Here is a 21,180-nt window from a genome sequence, read left to right as displayed (position 1 = left end):
TGGGTAGTGATGGATTCGAACCACCGAAGCTAGAAGCAGCAGATTTACAGTCTGCCCCATTTGGCCACTCTGGAAACTACCCTTATTCAAATGTTCTCTCCCTTCAAGAAGAGCCTCTTGTCGGATTCGAACCAACGACCCCGAGATTACAAATCACGTGCTCTGGCCAACTGAGCTAAAGAGGCATACTTTGCAGCCAAAGGCTACCTGTAGTAAAACGGCTGCAAAGGTAATGATTTATTTTCAATCTCCAAAATATTTAAGAGATTTTTTCAACGTTTTCTTTGCTTTTCCTTAAACTTGGTAAGCTGAACCTTCATTGCATCAACACACTCATCAACTCCTTCTTCAAAAGTATCGAATGTTTTTTCTACAAAAAGCGTTGTACCTGGCACAACAACTGATACACTTGTAGTCTTATTTAATGCAGTAGCAGGTTTTTCCACCTTTAATTGCACCTCAACTTTCTGAATGTCTTCGTAAGACTTTTCTAATTTCTCAATCTTTTTAGCAATAAAACTCTGCAACTTTTCGGTAGTGTCAAAGTGAATTGACTGAATTTTAATTTCCATAGGTACCTCCATTTTTAAAAGGTTACGCCCTTGGGTGGGCATTTTTATAGACTTTTTTCAATTGCTCGAAGGTCGTATGCGTGTAAATCTCTGTCGTAGACAGACTCTCATGACCAAGCAATTTCTTAACACTTTCAAGCCCTGCTTCATGATTAAGCATTGCAGTAGCAAATGTATGCCGAAGCACGTGTGGAGAACGTTTCTTCAGTGTCGAAACCTTCGAGAGGTTTGTTTTCACTATTTGTCTCACTTGTGCATCAGTCACCCTCTCTCCTTTCTCTGTTCGAAAAAAAGCCTCAGACTCGCATTTCATTTCAGCATTACGTCTATGCTGGTAACTAATAAGCGCTTCTGACAATTCGTCACCAAAGGGTATTATGCGCTGTTTATCTCTCTTTCCTGTGACCTTTATTTCACAATTAATATAGTCAACATCTTTATCATTGAGACCAATCAATTCAGAAATACGAATCCCTGTTTCATAGAATGTTACAATAATTGTACGAGCAAGCACATCTTTATAACAATCCGTCCACATATTTTCATCAAGAAGTCGATCCATTTCAGCCTCTTTCAGAAATTGTGGAAGAGGTCTCTTCCTTTTTGGTCCTTGAATCCCGTGAACAGGATCCTTCTCAACAAGATTACGTCGGAGTGCGTATCTATAAAAAGATCTTAGTGCACTGAGTCTTCTATTTACGGAAGAGGCTACATTACCTCTATCCATCATTGCCTCCATCCAACGCCTGACTATATCAGAATCAATAGTCTCCCAAGAGAGCTGTAAATCAAGTTCTTGAAAAAATCGTTCAAACTCTTTTAAGTCATCACGATAATGCTTTACCGTTGCTGGAGAATAATTTCTCTCTAACTTCAAGTAATCCAAGAACAAGTCTACCATTAGCACAATGTCATATCATTTACTGGCAACGAATTTACGGAATTAATTCTAAACTACCAAATTCCTTAAGAAGATTTTACTCTTCTGCGTCGCGAAGCTGCTGTACGTAAACGGCATGCTCCATCTTCAAGCGCTTCTTTACAGAAGGTTTGTCAAACTGCTGACGAGCGCGAAGCTCCTTTACAACACCTGTTTTCTCAAACTTTCTTTTGAACTTCTTAAGAGCGCGCTCAATGTTCTCGCCATCCTTTACTGGTACAATAATCATGCTTTTTTGTTTTAATTAAATTAATTGTTATACATAATACAAAAGGGTAATGACACCACTTCTGCGGCTGCAAAGTTACACTTTATTATCTTAACTTCCAAACATTTGTAGACTTTCTTGGCATATTTATCATTGATTATATCCATCACAATATCTCATTCATCATTCATTTTAAGTTGTATGAAAGCAAATTAGCGAACTACCTAAACGACTCCTTCAAGACATTAAGAACGCCTTTCTGTATATATGAGAAGCGTCTTTTATAATGGATATAAGGCTCTCTTCATATATAGTTCAGTATCTCTTAGATTGGAAGAGTTGCTTTTTCTAACCATTCTTGCTCTCTTCTATTCAGATAAGGAGAAAGACTCTCATAGACACGACGATGATAGTTGTTCAGCCACTCACGTTCCTCAACACTCAACATCTCAAGTACTATCGGGGTTGTATCAATCGGTGCAAGTGTAAGTGTCTCAAACTTGAGGAACTCACCAAAGGCGGTTGTCTCTGCAGGAACAATGAGTAAGGTATTCTCTATGCGCACACCGAATTTCCCTTCAAGATAGAGTCCTGGTTCGTTGGTTACCGTCATGCCAGCTTGCATAGGTGCTGGTCGCCACTCCATACGAATTTGATGAGGACCTTCATGTACATTGAGGTAACTCCCTACCCCATGTCCTGTACCATGCAGATAATTATAACCTTCGCGCCACATCGGTGCACGAGCTATCGCATCCAACTGTGATCCACAGGCTCCTGCAGGGAAATGAAGCCTATCAAGTTGGATATGTCCTTTCAAAACTAAGGTATAGACTCGTCGTTGTTCCTCCGTTAGTTCGCCCAAGGCAATGGTTCTCGTTATGTCTGTCGTACCATCTAAATATTGTGCACCACTATCAATGAGTACCAATCCATGTGGCTTTACTGGGATATCCGTCTCTGGTGTTGCCTCATAATGTACGATTGCTCCATGTTCTTCATACCCGACAATCGTGTCGAAGGAGATACCCTGAAACATAGGTTGCTCTGCACGTAGACCCGTCAAACGCTCGTCAAGCGATATCTCTGTCTCTCCGCCTTTCTCAACAGCAGCCTTAATCCATGCTAAGAACTTAACCATTGCGACTCCATCACGCAACATAGCCGCACGGAAGCAGTCCTGTTCAACCTTGTTCTTTATGGCTTTCATCATCGGGATTGGAGACGTTCCTACATGTAACTTTTCACTCTCCACCGCAGTAGATAAGTTGTAGTTAGTAGAACTAACGTCTATCAAAAGCGCTTTCCCAACATATCTCTTCAAGCCCTCCACGACCGCATCATACACCTCTACATCTACATGCTCTGTAGAAAGATAGGCCTGCACTTCTTCTGATAATTTATCCTTATATATGTATAAGGTAACTTTATCAGGAGCTATTAATAGATAAGAGACAAAGACCGGATTACAATGAACATCGTTTCCACGCAAATTCAGCACCCAAGCAATCTCGTCTAAAGCCGTAACTAACAGTCCGTCCGCACCTTGTTTAACTAAACACTCACGTATTCGAGACAGTTTACTTTCTGTCGTCTCACCAGCATACTTCAATGGATGAAGACAGATCTTATTATTAGGAATGACAGGTCGGTCAAGCCATAGCACATCCATTGGATCATCAACACAACGCACCTGCATGTTCCCTTTTGTCGCCAAACTCTCTTTCAAATCAGCAACACTAACAAAAGTATTGACACTTCCGTCCACTCCAACAATAGGACTATCGTATTCTGCCAGCTCACTTGCTAACCACTCGCTAATAGAAGGAGTACCTTCTACACGTTCTTTCATCAATAGAAACTCACTCCCCGCAAGTTCCTTTGCAGCTGCAATAAAGTAACGAGAATCCGTCCATAAGGCGGCGTGATGCAACGTTACTACGGCAGTACCAGCCGAGCCAGTGAAACCAGATATCCATTCACGAGTCTTCCAGTGGTCGGCAACATATTCACTATTATGGGGGTCACTACTTGGGAAAATAAAAGCAGTAAGCGCATTCTCCTTCATCCATCTGCGAAGAGCAACAAGGCGTTCATTGATTGTTTGCATAATATTTATAGGGTTAGAGGTTGAAAACAATGCGAAGAAAAGAAAAACTCTCCGAATCTGTCCGCTAAGTTAATAAAAAAAATCCGAATATCCAAATCAAGAAGAACAAGAAATATCTATAAATGCAAAACCGACTTTACAAAGGTCCGCCCTTTTATAAATAATAACACAAATAATTCATTCTTTTTCTTCTCACATACTCTTTTTTTATTAACTTTGCGGTATCGAACAAAAGGGAAAATATACTTTTAAAATAAAATATTTATTATGAATTACTTAACAAACGAGAAACTTGTTATCGTCGGTGCAGGCGGTATGATTGGTTCAAACATGGTTCAGACCGCTCTTACACTCGGTCTTACTCCTAACATCTGTCTATATGATATCTATGAGCCAGGCGTTCATGGTGTATTCGACGAGATGGAGCAGTGCGCTTTCCCAGGTGCTAACCTTTCTTACACCGTTGACCCTGCAGAGGCTTTCACTGGTGCTAAGTACATCATCTCTTCTGGTGGTGCTCCTCGTAAGGAGGGTATGACTCGTGAGGACTTGTTGAAGGGTAACTGCAAGATTGCAGCTGATTTCGGTGAGAACATCAAGAAGTATTGCCCAGATGTAAAGCACGTTGTTGTTATCTTCAACCCAGCTGACGTTACAGCATTGACAGCTCTTATCCACTCTGGTTTGAAGCCAAATCAGTTGACATCACTCGCTGCTCTCGACTCAACTCGTCTACAGCAGGCTTTGGCTCATGAGTTCGGTGTACAGCAGGATAAGGTTACTGGTGCACACACCTACGGTGGTCACGGTGAGCAGATGGCTGTATTTGCTTCTCAGGTTAAGGTTGATGGCAAGCCATTGTCAGAGATGGGTCTCTCAGCTGAGCGTTGGGAAGAGATTAAGCATCACACAGTACAGGGTGGTTCAAACATTATCAAGCTTCGTGGCCGTAGCTCATTCCAGAGCCCAGCTTACAACGCTGTTAAGATGATTGAGGCTGCTATGGGTGGTGAGAAGTTCACCTTGCCTGCAGGTTGCTACGTTAACGACGAGAAGCTCGGCTTCAAGAACGTTATGATGGCTATGCCTACAACTATCGACGCTACTGGTGTTCACTACACAGAGCCAACAGGTACTCCAGAGGAGATGGCTTCTCTCCAGGCTTCTTACGAGCACCTCTGCAAGATGCGTGAGGAAATCATCAGCCTCGACATCGTACCAGCTGTTGCTGAATGGAAGAACGACAATGCGAATTTGTAAGTTAGTTGACGAGTTAACAAGATGACAAGTTGACAAGTTATCTGATTACAAAGCAAAATAAAAAGGCAATCAACTTTTCGTTGGTTGCCTTTTTTATTGTACAAAGCTAACTTAGTTGACGAATTAACAAGTTATCTATGTTTACAAAGCAAAATAAAAAGAGGATGTATCAATTTTGACATACCCTCTTTTCTATTGTACAAAGCTAAATTACTTCTCAAAGCTATGGAAGAAACAAGGGTTACCCTTTACCTGAAGGATAGGACCTGCAACTTCTTTCGTATCTGGATTGTAAGTGTAGAAGCCTGTAGCCTTCTTATTAGCACTACCGAAGACTATCAAATTCTTATGCTTAGCAACTGCAATACATTGAGGATTAGAAATCTCCATTCCGTTGATAAGCGTCATCGTCTTTTGCTTCAAATCAACAACGATTGGAACAGATGTAAAGCTGAGGTATGGATTTGTCAGACCATCAGGAGCAAGTGCGAATGAGTTTCCATAAATATATAGTAAACCCTTACCCGCATAACACATAGCTACGATATAGTCTATATGCTTGGTTGAAAGACCTGCAACCTCTGTCTTATCAAGACGAATCAGGAAGTCTGGGTCAATCTCTGTAGAACCATTCTTTATACGAGCGATACCACCATTCAGTCCAGGAACAAAACCGAATGAACCAACACAGTTAAAGTAAATATCCTTATTCTCATCCATAAAGATTGAACCAGCATCAATAGGACGAGTAGCAAAACACATTCCCAAAGACTCATTAACAATGTGTTTCTCTACTTTGTCTGTCTTCACATCAATCATAGCAAACTCTATGTTATTACGTGTTGGCATATACTGAGCATTCATTTGGTTCAGTCCAACAAAGAGTTTACCATCACGAATAATCATTGCAGCAGGTGCAACCCTCGTATCTGACTGTTTCAGATTATTAAGGTCAATATCAGCAATCTTTGTCATAGTTGTTGGGTTGAATACCATCACAACACCAATACCTTGTAAACTGACGTATGCTTTCTCACTACTTGCTTCTACGATGTTACATGCTGCAGCACCAGCAGGAATAGACAAGGCGCCTTCTTTCTTCCATGTACCATCGTTCATAATTCTATAGCGGTTTATCTCTGCCTTCGTATTACCCATATAATCAGGGAAAGTGTAGACATTGCCTGTCTCTGTTACAATTGGCGTAGAACCAAAGCCGCAAGGAATACTGTTGCTATTATCATAAGTACCAGGCAACAGACTTGGTAATGCTTGTAAATATACATTACCACTATTACCCTCTGGATTGGTAATTCCCGTTGCGAAGACAACTCCATGGAAGTCCTTATTACCCGAATTTGGTTTAGGACCCGGTGTTGGGTCGTCACCATTGTTTCCACAAGCGGTAAACATAGCCATCACAACAATGGCTGAAAGAATTGATTTTAGCTTTTTCATTTTTCTCTTTATTTAATATTAATATTATCTCTATAGACACACAATATGCCCTTTCTTTATGAATCATACTTTATTCTTTCATATTGCAAAATAAAGTCTTATTGCCTCTTACTTCAGAAGATATCTAACTTTTACTCCTATATATCTTCCTGGCAGAGGACGATTAAACTCTGATACAACATGGCGATCCATAAGATTCTTTACCTTAAACGTTAAAACCCATTGGTCATTCTTGAAACTATGTTCTATGGCTGCATCCATCGTCAAAGCTGAAGGAATCTTCTTGTCTTGATACCGACTTACTTCAAAATCATAGAAATACGTATGCACGTATGAAGCATCAAAGAGGAAACGTGTATTCTGTTCCTTTCCTCCAAAGAGATTTTCTTTATGGAACTCTGCACCAAAGTTTGCTAATAGATAAGGTACGTTTGGTATACGTTTCATATAAGTGGGATTCTCGACAGTAGTACCAGGAGTTAACTTTCTCACGTCACGAAGGTCTTGATAAGTACCATTCGCATAAAGATAAAGTACTGGACAGACATCTCCTTTAACATCAAGTTCAACACCTCTCGTCCGAACACTACCAAAGTTACGATAGCGAGCCATCGTAGGAATCATATCAGGCGTGAACCTTATCATGTCTTTCAACTGATTATAAAAGCCATTCAACTCTATCTCAACAAGTCCACCATCTTGTTTTAAGTGACGATAAAGCATACCAAGATTGACACCAGATGTACGCTCAGGCTTCAAAGCTGGGGATGCAAGGATAGAATACCCATTACCTATCAACTCCTCACTTGTAGGTATTCGCACCTCTGAATTAAAAGAGGCCTTTAGCATCAAGTCATCTGTAAACTTATAACGAAAGGCATCACTAAAACCGAAATAAGATTTAAACACCTTTACAGGCTCTGGCGCACGTACCGAATAAACATCTATACTACGAGAATGAGATGAGAAAATAAAGTTCTTTAAAGTAAAAGCATTCTGGAAACGACCATCAAAGAGGGTCAGATCGTATGACAAACCCGTTGTTAAGGTTTTCATCTTACTTGGGAAATTTGATTGAAATCCCAAGGCTTTATCCATTAAAGAGTCATTTGGATGAAGTGAATTCCTATCAAAGTAAACATTCAGATTAATGCCATGATGCTTATCTATGGTATATCCCAAATTAAGCTTCGACGTCAACTCGTTCGACCGGTTTCTTCCATCTGAAGGGAAGTTATTCTGCTCTCCTCCGTATGGAGAGACAGCAGGCAACTTGTTTCCGTCCCAATCATAACGATTTGAAGCCTTATCATTCAAACCATACCTGCCAATGATATATCCTATATCAAAATCAAAATCAAGACCATCCAAAAAGAAATTCTTACGCTTTAGTGTCAATGCTGTCAATCCACTGACAGAATGGTTATAAGCCTCACGCACATCGAGGTCGATTCCTTGTATTTCCTGACGTGTCTTGAGAAAAATAAGTTCCCACTTCATTTCATCAAACCACCATTTCGTAGCCTTAACAGACATTCCAGCCATGACTTTATTGAACTTATCATGGTCTCTTTCCACGATTCTATTGTCCAAATTTTCCAAAGTCATCTTGTAATTGTTCTTTGAAAAAGAGAAGGCTCCGCCAATACCAAATTGTAGACCCGTTTTATGATTGGTACGTTTAAACACCGTTGATACTTGATGTGTGTTAAATGAACCTAACTCGTATGAGAAGTCAAAATAAACAGGTGGGTATTCCTTTGTTACTACATTAACAGCTCCTCCCAAGGCTGAGCCACCAAACTTATAAGGGACAATACCTTTATAAACCTCAATACGCTCTATCATATTCGTAGGAATATCATTTAAGGCAACAAAGTTACTCAATTGCGACATCGGGACTTCATCCACATACATTCCCATACGCTTACCTTCTAAGCCACGAAGTGAGATGCGAGAGGCACTACCTAAACCTCCTGTATTTCGAACGGTTACACCAACTGTACGCGCAAGTACGTCATTAATATTTGTCGCTGTACCTTGTAACTGACGCTGTCCTATAACGGATATAGGCATAGCCGACTCCTTCAGCTTCCTAATCTCGCTACGTGCTGTCACAGTAACTTCCTTCATCTCTAAGGTTGTATCACGCTTAACAATGTCCTGCGCATAGCATGTAAGCAGGCTAAGACTCAAAAACAATATTAAACAAAATGCTTTCTTATACAACAAATAAACATTAGAAGCTACTTCTCCTATAGGTTTCTTTCTCTGTCTCTCCATCTGACTTGCTAATTAAGGACTTAATTGGAAATATTGATTTAAGTCCTTACTATTAAACTAAAATGTAATTAAATAACGTTGCAAAGATAGAGAATAACAAAATATAAGACAATACCTAAAAGTAAGTAAATAAATTGAAAAAGAACCTGGTGAAGAAATTGACAAATTGAATGATAAAATGACTAAATGGCAGACCATATCAATCACAAAATCACAATCACACAATCACAAAATCAATTATGGTAATATCGCATTTTTTCTTACATAGATAATGTATCATTATATATTATTATTTATTAATAAGGTATTATATTATATAAGAATCCCTTTTTACACATTGAAAATCCTTTTTGTGATTTTGTGATTGTGATTTTGTGATTGGGAATAAAAAGCCTCCCCCGACCCCTCCGAACCAACGGTCACTGACCGAAGGGAAGTAAAGGAGGGGAGTGCAAGTTCGCAAGTATTTTGCAGAAAACTATCAGATAAAGAGCCCTGCCCCTTATCCCTCGTGTGCGCATAGGCACTCCCCTCCTTTCGGAGGGGTCGGGGGAGGCTGTAGGGGCTTGGGGAGGCTTTCTCTATCTATACATATCTTTCTGTAAAACAGATAGTTACAATGGCGTTTGCGGAACTTATTACTCCAGTACCCCGAAAAACGATTGTTTTCAGAATAAACTTGCTTACCTTTGCAAACAGAAAGAAACAGCCCCACCCGACCTCCCCGAGAGGGGAGGAGTGCAGATAGCGAGATTGCCCCAAGAAGTTTAGAAGTTAGTGTTCTCAAGTTTTAGAAGTTAGTGTTCGTATGCTTGAAGATTAGCGTTATTAGAACAAAAGATTAGCGTTGGTAGAACAAAAGATTAGCATTGGCAAGATCAAACATAAATCAAAATCCTGAGTTCAAAATTATGATTACTGGTTAACCTAATAATTCTTCTCCACTCAAAGGGGACATCAACAATTCACAAGGAAAGACTCTCGCCAATTACACAAGACGATGTTCCCCAAAAAGAAGGAACGCATCAAAGGTTAAATAAACCTCTAACACGTCCCTATCATTAGTTTAACTTCTCACAAAAAAGGAGAACGTTCTTTGACTTTATGATTTACTTCTTCCTGAACTTCTCAGCCTGACTCTGAATCAAAGCTGTGTCTTCGAAGTAATTGATCTGCATAGCTGCACGAACTTCATCCATCGTCTTTGCAGCTACTTCACGAGCCTCAACAGATCCTTTCTTCAAGATGTTATAGATCTCTGGAATGTCTTGCTCGTATTCATGGCGACGAGCACGAATAGGGTCAAGTATCTTATTGAGCACATTATTCAAGAGCTTCTTACACTTCATATCACCGATACCACCAGCTGAATAAGCAGCTTTCAGTTCGTCAAGATTCTGGAACTCTGGCCAGAACTCAGCAAAATCTTCATCGGTTGAGAAAGCATCAAGATAGGTAAACACAGCGTTACCTTCAACATGACCAGGATCAGAAACATTCAAGTGAGTTGGGTCGGTGTACATTGTCTTCACCTTCTTCCATACCGTATCAGCATCATCAGACAGGTAGATACAATTACCCAAGCTCTTACTCATCTTCTCTTTTCCATCCGTTCCAGGCAAGCGACGAGCCGTTGCATTCTCTGGTAACATGATATTTGGTTCAACTAATACAGGTGCATAAATCTGATTGAAGCGACGTACAATCTCGCGTGTCACCTCAATCATTGGCTCTTGATCTTCACCCGCAGGTACGGTAGTTGCCTTGAAAGCTGCTATATCGGCTGCCTGTGAAACTGGATAAGCAAAGAACCCCATTGGAATATTGGCTTCAAAGTTACGCATCTTGATTTCAGTCTTCACAGTAGGGTTACGCTGCACACGACTTACACTGATAAGATTCATAAAGAATGTGGTCAGTTCTGCCAATTCTGGAATCTGACTCTGAATGTAGAGCGTACATTTCTCTGGACTAAGTCCTGCAGAAAGATAATCCAAAGCCACCTCAATAATGTTCTGGCGAATCTTCTCTGGATTGTCAGCATTATCTGTCAACGCCTGTACGTCTGCCATGAAGACAAACATCTTATCGTAGTCGCCAAGGTTCTGTAACTCCACACGACGGCGAAGTGAACCCACATAGTGACCAAGATGCAACTTACCAGTTGGGCGGTCACCCGTTAAAATAATCTTTCCCATGTATCTTTATTTCTTATTTACGTTATTAATAGGAAGTCTGCATAATCCTATTGCCGATGTTCCTCTTCGACAGCTGCTGTATCAGCTTGCTGTTTCTCTTCCTTTGGCGCAGGGGTTGCTTCTTCCTCGGGCTCTGCTGGCTCTGGCGCAGTAACAACTGTATCCACAACAGGAGGAGCTGTGTTCTGGACTGGCGCTTCATAAGGAATTGTATCGACAGACAAGCTATCTGAAGCAACTGCCGCTGGTGGTGTTGGACGGAAGGCAACATAAGCACCAATTCCTATCGCTAATACAACTAAACCAATCAAGATACCCCATAAGATGGCATGATTGTTCTTCGTGTTTGTTTGAGCCGTTTGTGGAACTTGTGCATTAGCATTCACTTGATTCTGTGGTTGATACTGCTGTCCTGCACTAATAAGAGGTAATGTTACCTCCATCGTTCCATGACAATGAGGGCACTGACATTCGATTGTCTGCCCCTCACTAGCTTCCACTATAAATTGTGTACCACAATTATCACATGTTATCTGATACTTCATCTATTCGATTTCTATCATTAACCAAGTACTTCTATAGCCTTGCGCATACGTTTTAAGGTTTCAGCTTTGCCAAGGAAAGCTGAGATATCAAACATACCAGGTCCCTTACCAATACCAACCAATGTCAATCGGAAAGCATTCATTATATCGCCAAGCTTATAGCCTTTATCCTCTACCCATTTCATCACAACAGGTTCCTGACCTTCAATGGAGAAGTCGTCTATACCTTCAAGCACCTCTGCCAATTCTGTCATCTGCTGTGCAGAATATTCCTTCCAACGCTTCTTAACCGTCTTCTCATCGTAACTTGTTGGAGCGATAAAGAAGAAAGAACAAAGTTCCCAAAGCTCTTTCACGAAACTAACACGATCCTTCATCATGTGAACAACCTGTCTTACTTGTTCCATCGTTGCTTCAATACCATTATTAGCAACGATAGGTGCAAAGAGTTCTGCTATCTCGTCATCGCTTTTACGAAGGATATACTCGTGATTGAACCACATACCCTTCTGATAATCAAACTTAGCTCCACTCTTTGAACATTTCGTTATATCGAATGCTTTTACTAACTCATCAAGAGAGAAGAGTTCCTGTTCGGTTCCTGGATTCCAACCTAACAATGCTAAGAAGTTCACCACTGCCTCTGGGAAATATCCACTCTCACGATAGCCTGAACTTACTTCACCTGTCTTAGGATCATGCCACTCTAATGGGAACACAGGAAAGCCTAAACGATCACCATCACGCTTACTTAACTTTCCCTTTCCTTCTGGTTTCAATAATAATGGAAGGTGTGCGAAACGTGGCATACTATCTTCCCAACCAAAGGCACGGTAAAGCAATACATGCAAAGGAGCACTTGGCAACCATTCCTCACCACGAATAACGTGAGAGATTTCCATCAAGTGATCATCAACGATGTTAGCAAGGTGGTAAGTAGGCAACTCGTCTGCACTCTTATACAAGACCTTATCATCAAGAATATCACTCTTAATGCAGACATCGCCACGAATCATATCATTGACATGCACCTCCTCACCTGGCTCTATCTTAAAGCGAACAACATATTGTTGACCATCGTCTATCAAGCTATCAACCTCTTCTTTCGACATGGTCAGAGAGTTGCGCATCTGAAGACGAGTATGTGCGTCGTATTGGAAGTTCTGAATCTCTTTGCGCTTAGCATCTAATTCCTCTGGAGTATCAAAGGCAATATATGCTTTACCAGCCTCTAACAACTGATTAACATACTTCTTATAGATTTCACGACGCTCACTCTGTCGATAAGGACCATGCTCACCTCCGAAGCTAACGCCCTCATCAAACTCTATTCCTAACCATTTAAACGAATCAAGGATATATTCTTCTGCTCCAGGAACAAAGCGATTAGAGTCTGTATCCTCTATACGGAAGATGAGTTTACCGCCATGCTGACGTGCGAAAAGGTAATTATACAAAGCCGTACGTACACCACCAATATGCAATGCGCCCGTTGGACTAGGTGCAAAACGTACTCTTACATTTCTCTCTGCCATTGTCTTAATTATTATTTTTCCTGCAAAATTAATGCTTTTTTTTGAGTATACGCCATATTTTTAGTATTTTCGCAAGTCCTTAGAAGTTAATAGAAACAATATAGAAATATGATAAGATTCAGAAACTTAGAAAACCACTATTGGCGAAATGTAGCATCAAGAACGGCATTGGTCATTGTTGCTGTGGTGATGATAGTGCTTTTCTTACCACGAACAAAGGGAAAACTCTTCCATTATGATGAGGGAAAACCATGGATGTATGGGCAGTTGATTGCCAAATTTGACTTTCCAATCTTCAAGACTGATGAAGCATTGAAGGCGGAACGTGACTCGATGATGAAGCATTTCCAGCCGTATTATAACGTTAATCCGTCTATCGAAGCAAAGAAGATTGAACAATTCAAGACTGCTTACAAGAATGGTATTCCAGGATTACCGCAATCGTATGTAGAAATCATTGCCCAACACCTGCATGATATTTATGAAGCTGGAGTGATCGACCCACAGCAATATTCTAAACTCGTGAAAGATAGCGATAATGTGATTCGTGTGGTCACTGGTAAACAAGCTGTGAGTGTTCCAATCAATAAGACATTCTCAACGCTCGGGGCTTATGAACATCTCTTTGTGAATCCTACTTTAGGTTCGAAACGTGCTATCTTACAACAATGTAATCTAAACGAATACATTGAACCAAACCTTATTTATGATAAAGATCGTAGTGAGACAGAAATGAATGATATGCTCAGTCTCATTCCGCAAGCATCAGGAATGGTATTGGAAGGGCAAAGAATCATCGACCGAGGCGATATCGTGGATGCAAAAACGTATCGTGTGCTCAATTCATTCGAGCAGGCAATGGAGAAACGTAACGCATCCGAAGCAGAGATAACATCAACCATCATCGGACAAAGTATCTATGTTTTAATCCTCATCGGATTATTCACTCTTTACCTCGCTCTCTTCCGCAAAGATTATTTCGATAAGCCGCGCTCCATTTCTTTATTGTATGTGATGATAGTCATATTCCCTATCCTCACCTCGCTAATGATGGAACATAACATTCTCAGTGTCTATATCCTGCCTTTCTCCATGGCGCCCATCTTTTTCCGAGTGTTTATGGACTCAAGAACAGCCTTCATAGCGCACGTAACAATGATTCTTATCTGTGCCGTGGCGGTGAAATATCAATACGAATTTATTATCGTACAATTAGTGGCAGGCTTGATTGCCATCTATTCTCTTAGAGAATTATCCAAACGTAGTCAGATTTTCCTTACGGCTTTATTGGTTACTATCGGTTCTGCTGCTATGTATTTAGCCTTACAACTCATACAATCCGACGATCTCTCTAAGCTCGACCACACAATGTATTATCACTTTGGGGTCAATGCTTTCTTCCTTCTCTTTACTTATCCGCTTATGTTAGTGATTGAGAAGACTTTCGGTTTCGTTTCAACTGTAACAATGTTCGAGCTATCCAACACGAATAACGAACTTCTAAGACGATTGAGCGAGGTTGCACCTGGTACTTTCCAACATTCAATCACGGTTGGAAATCTCGCAACTGAGATAGCAAACAGGATTGGAGCTAAGAGCCAACTGGTTCGTACAGGGGCACTATATCACGATATCGGTAAAATGCTTAACCCTGCTTTCTTCACAGAAAATCAAGCGGGTATTAATCCGCACGATAAATTGACGGATCTTGAGAGTGCACGCATTATTATCAGTCACGTAACCGAGGGCTTGAAACTCGCAGAAAAATATAATCTTCCAAGGGAAATCAAAGAGTTTATCACCACACATCATGGTGCTGGAATGGCAAAATACTTCTACATTCATTACAAGAATGAGCACCCTGACGAGGAAGTCAATGAGGATCTTTTCCGTTATCCAGGACCTAATCCGTTCACACGAGAGCAAGCAATTCTCATGATGAGTGATACGGTGGAGGCTGCTTCAAGATCGCTGAAGGAGTATACTGAAGATAGTATCAGCGAACTCGTCAATAGACTTATTGATGGGCAGGTAGCTGACGGAAACTTTACGGACTGCCCGATCACCTTCCGCGATATTACTGCGGCAAAGGCTGTACTCATCGAACGACTCAAATCAATGTATCATACACGTATTCAATATCCAACGTTAAAGGCGTAAGCAACTATCCTATTTTGTAATAGAATATTGCTAATTCCGCCACTCGTTTTGGCGTTATTCTGAAAAGCTACCATAATTGGACTCAAATAGCCAAATTATGGTGGCTTTTTGTATAGTAAGCACAACCCATTAACAATCAACCTTTTATCTAAAAACAACTTACAATATAAAGAGAAAGAACCCACTTATTTTGTGAAAATAGACTTAATTTTAGCCGAAACCATCATATTTTTTGCAAAAAACTATACTACTTTTCATCAAAAACGATAGTACTTTTTCATGAAAACGATACTACTTTTCACTCAAAATGATAGTACTTTTTTTCAAAAACCTACAATCAATACCATTTTCTGGCTTGTTACTTTGCTATAAAACGCTAGAATGAAAAAATAGAATGTAAAGTATATTCTTATAAAAGCACCTATCATTTCACAAACAACTTCCCTTACTTTCGCACTTAACATATATATGCACATTTTAAGACGAAATGAGAAAAAGACAGGAAAGATTTGGAAGTTTAGAACAATATATATAACTTTGCAACCAAATTTATAGGTTTTTTATATACAAACAAACAACCAATGAAGTATTCCAAAATCATCATTGCTGCAACAATGTTAGCAATGACTACAACAACACAAGCCGGAGGTTTACTCACAAATACCAATCAAAGCATTGCTTTCAACCGTAATTTTGCACGTGTTGGTGCGATTGGTATCGATGGAGTTTACTTTAATCCTGCCGGCGTTGCATTCCTCAGTAATGGATTCCACCTATCTCTCAACTTCCAAAACGCTTATCAAACACGTGAAATAACATCATCTTTCTCTGTTCCAGCATTTGAACAAGTACCTGCATTGCAGCCGTTTGCAAAACCTTTCAAGCTCAATGGAGGAAAAGAAGATGGCAGTAAGTTTTATAAAGGTAAGGCTTCTGTGCCCATCCTTCCATCATTTCAAGTAGCTTATAATAAGGATAAATGGAGTTTTCAAGCTGGTTTTGGCTTGACAGGTGGCGGTGGAAAGGCAACTTTCAACGAGGGACTCCCTAGTTTCGAACGCCAGGTATCACTTCTTCCTGCATTAATCAACCAAAAACTCCCAACTTTCGCTGCACTTCTTGATCAGAAGGAGACGCCTGCAACGGCTTATAGTATGCAGAGCTATATGAGTGGGCAGCAATACGATTTCGGTTTGCAACTCGGTGCAGCATATAAAATCAATGATCATCTTGCTGTTTATGGGGGTGCACGATTCAATTATGTTTATAACAAATACGAAGGAAACCTTACCAACATCTCTGCAAATGTTGGTGGGAACAATCAAAATCTATACGATTACTTCGATTCTAAGGTAAAAGCTCTTAACGAAAAAGCTACTTCGTTACAGGCGGCAGCTACTGCAGCTAGAACGCAAGCCGCAGCTTTACAGGCACAAGCTAATGCAACGACAGATCCAACAGCCAAGGCACAACTATTGGCTGCAGCAAATCAATATGCAGCGGGTGCTGAGAAAGCTAGTAACGGAGCGAAGTTAGTGAGTGCTGGAGCCGACAAACTCAGTAGCAGTAAGGAACTCGTAAAGGATCGTTATGTAAAGGTGAGCCAACGTGGTTGGGGTATTACTCCTATCCTCGGCATTGATTATCACAATGGAAAATGGAATCTTGCAGCTCGCTATGAGTTCACAACAAAGTTCAATGTTGAGACAAAGGCTAACCCAGATGATACGCACAGTTATGAAGATGGCGTAACAACCCCTAACGATATTCCTGGTATTCTTGCTCTCGGCGCACAATATGAAGTATTGAAAAACCTGCGCGTTATGGCTGGTTACAACTATTACTTCGATAAAGAAGCACGAATGGCAAATAACAAACAGAAGCTCCTTGCGCATAATACACAGGAATTCCTTGCTGGTGTTGAATGGGATATTACTCCTGCTGTGACGGTTAGTGCTGGCGGACAACGCACAAAGTATGGACTCGGTGATGGTAAATATCTTACCGACCTCAGCTTCGTTACGAGCAGTTACAGCTTCGGCTTTGGTGCAAAGATTAAAGTTGCTAAGAATGCACACCTCAACGTTGCTTACTTCTTTACGAACTATTCTAACTTTAAGAAGGAATACAACGATGCGATTACTGTCGGTAAAGATCAAGTCACACAACCTGATGGTACAATCGTGACACAGGCTAAGACAATCGCAACAAAGAATACAGACATCTTCACCCGAACAAACAAAGTTTTAGGTGTCGGACTTGATATTGATTTCTAAAAACAATAACTCACAACCGAGTTAATCTAACCACAAAGCGGAGATAATTGAATGACTTCAACTTATCTCCGCCTTATTTTTTCCTTCACTTCAATTCATTAAGATTCGAAAAGACTTCCTTTTAAACACTTGCAAATATCAAGTAATATTCATATATTTGCAGCAGAAAATATTCAGCAATATGGGAACAATTACCACAGCACTTGCAACTAAGATTGCACGCAAGCAAGCACATCAAGAGAAGAAGAAACAAGAAGACTTGTTACGAATAGCACGTTATCTATCAGCAGAAGAAAGAGAAATCCTCTTCAGCGGAGATGGCTTTGTCCGTGTTCCCAAAGAAGAAGCAAGAAGAATGAGAATTGATGCATATCTTCACACTTAATTATCGCTGACGAATGGGACTAGACTATTATCCTTACAGGTATGTACAGAAAATAGAAGAGCCATGGGATGGACCTCAAGGTTTCTTATTATATAAACTTCTTTACTCTTTCAAATCGACAAAAACTCATCAGACATATTGGGTGTGGGTTGAAGTTTATAAGGAACATTTTTATGCTGTTAAGTTCCATCTGAAATCACATCGTGATAGTGATAAGAAGTACAATGTTATGACTGGACTTAACGAGCCGAGACAGTGTATACAGACTTGCATGAAGATTATGTTAGAGGTTGCAGCTAAAGACGATAAATCTTCATTTGGATTTATCGGTGCAAACTCTATTGGAGAATCTGAATTAGAGACCAAAAGATTCCGTGTTTATAGTAGATATATGCAGACTTTCTTTAATTCAGAAAATTATACTCACCATTATAACCTTGCTAAGAGTGCTTACCTCCTAATAAACAAAAAGGAGATGGAGAAGAATCCCCAGCTTATCACAGACATTGTTAATGGTTTTAAGGAGCTGTATCCCTATTTCGATTAAGTAATCCTTTCTAGGCAAACAACCATATTGCCTTACAACGGATCAACATCATAATACACCTGCAAAGCACCATAACGCTTATCTTTCATCATGGCATCTAATGCTCCACGAAGATACTGGCGAACACGAGGATAATCAATACCATTCTCTAATTTCAGTACTATCTTTCGAATACTCAATGTCTTCACTCGTGCTACCGCAGGCTTATCAGGACCAAGAACACGAGCTCCGAAGATATCACGCAACCTACTTCCAAGTTCTACCCCAGCCGTATTGACAATGTTCTCATCCCTATGCTTTAAGTAAACATACACCAAATGATAGAACGGGGGATAATGAAATTCGCGTCGCTCGTCCAATAGTTCCTTAAAGAATGTCGGGTAATCATTATGAACAACATACTGGATAATGGGTAAATCAGGAGTCTTGGTTTGAAGTATCACCTCTCCCCTCTTTCCCTTTCTACCGGCTCTACCACTCACCTGACTCATCATCATGAAGGCTTGCTCATAAGCTCTAAAGTCAGGATAGTTCAACATTGAGTCAGCATTTAGTATACCCACAACAGAGACTTTTCCAAAGTCTAATCCCTTAGTAACCATTTGCGTACCAATCAGAAGATTGTTCTTGCCCATCGAGAAGTCATTAATCAATCGCTCATAAGCATTGCGCGTATGGGTTGTATCTAAGTCCATTCGGGCAATACGAGCCTCTGGAAAGATGGAACGAATCTCATCCTCTATCTTCTCCGTACCATAACCACGTCCTCGAATATCCTTACTTTCACAACAAGGGCACACCTCAGGTATCTTCATTGTATATCCGCAATAATGGCAACTTAGGTAGTTCATACTCTTATGATAGGTCAGTGATATATCGCAATTAGGACATTTCGGTACCCAACCACATTGTCTACATTCTATCATAGGTGCAAAGCCACGCCTATTCTGGAATAAGATTGCTTGTTCCCCACGCTCTAAAGCACCACGCACAGCCGATAACAGGCGAGGAGAGAAAGGACCTGACACCATCTTCCGACGATAGAGATCTTTCATATCCACCACTTCGATTGATGGTAACTGAATATCTTTATAACGACGGCTTAGCTCCACAAATCCATACTTGCCTTGCTTTGCATTATAATATGATTCCATTGAGGGAGTCGCGGTGCCCAACAATGTCTTCGCACCAGCATACATTTGTGCCAATACAATGGCTGCTGACCGTGCATGATAGCGTGGTGCAGGGTCTTGCTGCTTAAAACTTTGCTCATGCTCTTCGTCTATTATGACAAGACCAAGTCGATGAAAAGGAAGAAAGACGGCACTTCTCGCACCAAGGATAACATCGTATGGATTGGAGGAAAGCTGTTTCTTCCATATTTCCACACGTTCGGCATCGCTATACTTACTATGATAAATACCCAACCGATTGCCAAACACGGCTTTTAATCGTTCTGTTATCTGCACCGTAAGGGCAATTTCTGGAAGAAGGTAAAGCACTTGCTTATGCTCATTGATAGCTTTCTGGATTAGATGGATATATATTTCCGTCTTACCCGAAGAGGTTACTCCATGTAACAAAGTCACAGGATGCCCCATCATCTGCATCAAGATATGATTGTAAGCCTCGGTTTGTGCTTCGTTCAAAGGCTTTATCTTCTCTGGATGAGGAGCAATATTATGATTAAGACGTCCCACTTCCTTCTCATAAGTAACAAGTATCATCTTTTCTTGAAGCGATCGAATGACAGCTATTGACGCATGAGACTCATTCATAAGTTCCTCTCTTGTTACCTCACGAAGCTCTGTTTCTGGCAAAAGATGTTCTATATTATCAACCCCCGTCAGTCTAAGATAAGTCATAAGAACATCCAACTGCTTTACAGCTCTCTTCATAGAACTGATTAAAAGGGTGAGCGTTTGTTCGTTACGATACTTATCCGCCAAACGAATAAACAATTCCGTGCGAGGTCGGAAACCATCTTCTGCCTTCAAACCTGACGGAAGGGCAGCTTTATAAACGTCTCCAATGGGCGACATATAATAGTCAGCTATCCATTTCCAAAGCCTCAACTGCTGCGGAAGAAGTATCGGGCTATCATCCAATACATCAGCAATGTTCTTATATTCAATCTTCTTCTTCCCTTGCTGTGCAACCTCCTCTGCAGACTTAGGAACATCAACAGGATATTCAGCAACTATACCCACATAAGTCTTACTCTTACCTAATGGCACTGTAACACGCATCCCATTCTGCACCCGTGAAGCCAAGTCATCAGGTACACCATAGGTAAAATAGCCATCAAGTGGCAAAGGTAAGATGATATTTGCGTAAGTCATTTGCTGAAGATTACCATTCTATAGTGGCGCAAAGGTACGAATAAACTTTCTATGTCTTCAAATCCTGTGTCATTAAATAATATGTTCTCATGTCATTCCGCCTAAAACCTATGTCATTAAATAATATGTTCCCATGTCATTCCGCCTAAAACCTATGTCATTAAATAATATGTTCTTCTGTCATTTTGTCTCTAAATCCCATGTTCTTCTGTCTCACACAAAAGCCTCACCCCGTTAGCTGGGGGTGAGGCCGTACCACGAGAGCGAGAGAACCAAATTAATACACTAGTTTTGAAAGACATTAATTTCACAATTAATATAATCGAGTTGTCTTATTACAGAACGTTTGAGACCCTGAATC

The 21,180-nt window shown here is 40.5% G+C and carries 15 protein-coding genes and 2 tRNA genes; 5 read left to right on the top strand and 12 right to left on the bottom strand.

The annotated features are described in order from the left end of the window. The 6 genes from HMPREF9969_RS03710 to HMPREF9969_RS03685 form a co-directional block, all read right to left on the bottom strand. Positions 1-82, bottom strand: a tRNA-Tyr gene (locus HMPREF9969_RS03710). A 29-nt stretch (positions 83-111) separates the two neighbouring features. Continuing rightward, positions 112-185 (bottom strand) — tRNA-Thr (locus HMPREF9969_RS03705). Between the two features lie 87 nt (positions 186-272). Next, positions 273-572, bottom strand: coding sequence for a ribosome hibernation-promoting factor, HPF/YfiA family (hpf, locus tag HMPREF9969_RS03700; RefSeq protein WP_036894905.1), 300 nt, complete (start codon positions 570-572; stop codon positions 273-275). A gap of 22 nt (positions 573-594) precedes the next feature. Further along, a complete protein-coding gene (locus HMPREF9969_RS03695; RefSeq protein WP_009434525.1) occupies positions 595-1,473 on the bottom strand; it encodes a tyrosine recombinase XerC in 879 nt (292 codons plus the stop codon). A 76-nt stretch (positions 1,474-1,549) separates the two neighbouring features. Next, positions 1,550-1,741, bottom strand: a complete 192-nt coding sequence (gene rpsU / locus HMPREF9969_RS03690; protein ID WP_009434519.1) for a 30S ribosomal protein S21 — start codon at positions 1,739-1,741, stop codon at positions 1,550-1,552. 304 nt (positions 1,742-2,045) lie between these two features. Next, complete coding sequence (locus HMPREF9969_RS03685) at positions 2,046-3,830, bottom strand: aminopeptidase P family protein (RefSeq protein ID WP_009434511.1); 1,785 nt, start codon at positions 3,828-3,830, stop codon at positions 2,046-2,048. Positions 3,831-4,097: 267 nt separating this feature from the next. On the opposite strand from HMPREF9969_RS03685, the gene HMPREF9969_RS03680 reads away from it, so the two are divergent. Continuing rightward, positions 4,098-5,090: a malate dehydrogenase gene (locus HMPREF9969_RS03680; protein ID WP_009012366.1), complete on the top strand. Its 993-nt coding sequence runs from the start codon at positions 4,098-4,100 to the stop codon at positions 5,088-5,090. Between the two features lie 210 nt (positions 5,091-5,300). Here the strand turns inward: HMPREF9969_RS03680 and HMPREF9969_RS03675 are convergent, their stop codons facing one another. The 5 genes from HMPREF9969_RS03675 to gltX all read right to left on the bottom strand — a co-directional run bounded on the left by HMPREF9969_RS03675 (position 5,301) and on the right by gltX (position 13,109). Further along, positions 5,301-6,548, bottom strand: a complete 1,248-nt coding sequence (locus HMPREF9969_RS03675) for a hypothetical protein (protein ID WP_009434518.1) — start codon at positions 6,546-6,548, stop codon at positions 5,301-5,303. A 108-nt stretch (positions 6,549-6,656) separates the two neighbouring features. Beyond that, entirely contained in the window at positions 6,657-8,831 is a 2,175-nt protein-coding gene (locus HMPREF9969_RS03670) for a TonB-dependent receptor plug domain-containing protein (RefSeq protein WP_009434524.1), read from the bottom strand. A gap of 1,109 nt (positions 8,832-9,940) precedes the next feature. Next, positions 9,941-11,029: a tryptophan--tRNA ligase gene (gene trpS / locus HMPREF9969_RS03665; RefSeq protein ID WP_009434520.1), complete on the bottom strand. Its 1,089-nt coding sequence runs from the start codon at positions 11,027-11,029 to the stop codon at positions 9,941-9,943. Between the two features lie 47 nt (positions 11,030-11,076). Continuing rightward, positions 11,077-11,574 carry a hypothetical protein gene (locus HMPREF9969_RS03660; RefSeq protein WP_009434523.1) on the bottom strand — a complete coding sequence of 166 codons (498 nt, stop codon included), beginning with the start codon at positions 11,572-11,574 and terminating at the stop codon, positions 11,077-11,079. Between the two features lie 17 nt (positions 11,575-11,591). Further along, on the bottom strand, positions 11,592-13,109 hold the full coding sequence (gene gltX, locus HMPREF9969_RS03655) for a glutamate--tRNA ligase (RefSeq protein ID WP_009434512.1): 1,518 nt from the start codon (positions 13,107-13,109) through the stop codon (positions 11,592-11,594). Positions 13,110-13,217: 108 nt separating this feature from the next. On the opposite strand from gltX, the gene HMPREF9969_RS03650 reads away from it, so the two are divergent. The 4 genes from HMPREF9969_RS03650 (at position 13,218) to HMPREF9969_RS03635 (ending at position 18,477) form a co-directional block, all read left to right on the top strand. After that, on the top strand, positions 13,218-15,269 hold the full coding sequence (locus tag HMPREF9969_RS03650) for an HD family phosphohydrolase (protein WP_009434513.1): 2,052 nt from the start codon (positions 13,218-13,220) through the stop codon (positions 15,267-15,269). Between the two features lie 581 nt (positions 15,270-15,850). After that, complete coding sequence (locus HMPREF9969_RS03645; RefSeq protein WP_009434521.1) at positions 15,851-17,545, top strand: membrane protein; 1,695 nt, start codon at positions 15,851-15,853, stop codon at positions 17,543-17,545. Positions 17,546-17,726: 181 nt separating this feature from the next. Beyond that, positions 17,727-17,930, top strand: a complete 204-nt coding sequence (locus HMPREF9969_RS03640; RefSeq protein WP_009434516.1) for a hypothetical protein — start codon at positions 17,727-17,729, stop codon at positions 17,928-17,930. A 13-nt stretch (positions 17,931-17,943) separates the two neighbouring features. Beyond that, on the top strand, positions 17,944-18,477 hold the full coding sequence (locus HMPREF9969_RS03635) for a hypothetical protein (RefSeq protein ID WP_009434522.1): 534 nt from the start codon (positions 17,944-17,946) through the stop codon (positions 18,475-18,477). Between the two features lie 32 nt (positions 18,478-18,509). Here the strand turns inward: HMPREF9969_RS03635 and priA are convergent, their stop codons facing one another. Further along, entirely contained in the window at positions 18,510-20,819 is a 2,310-nt protein-coding gene (priA, locus tag HMPREF9969_RS03630; protein ID WP_009434517.1) for a primosomal protein N', read from the bottom strand. Positions 20,820-21,180 lie beyond the last annotated feature (361 nt).

It is taken from the genome of Prevotella sp. oral taxon 306 str. F0472 (genome assembly GCF_000257925.1).
Taxonomy (GTDB): Bacteria; Bacteroidota; Bacteroidia; order Bacteroidales; family Bacteroidaceae; genus Prevotella; species Prevotella vespertina.
This window is presented reverse-complemented; position numbering and strand designations above follow the sequence as displayed.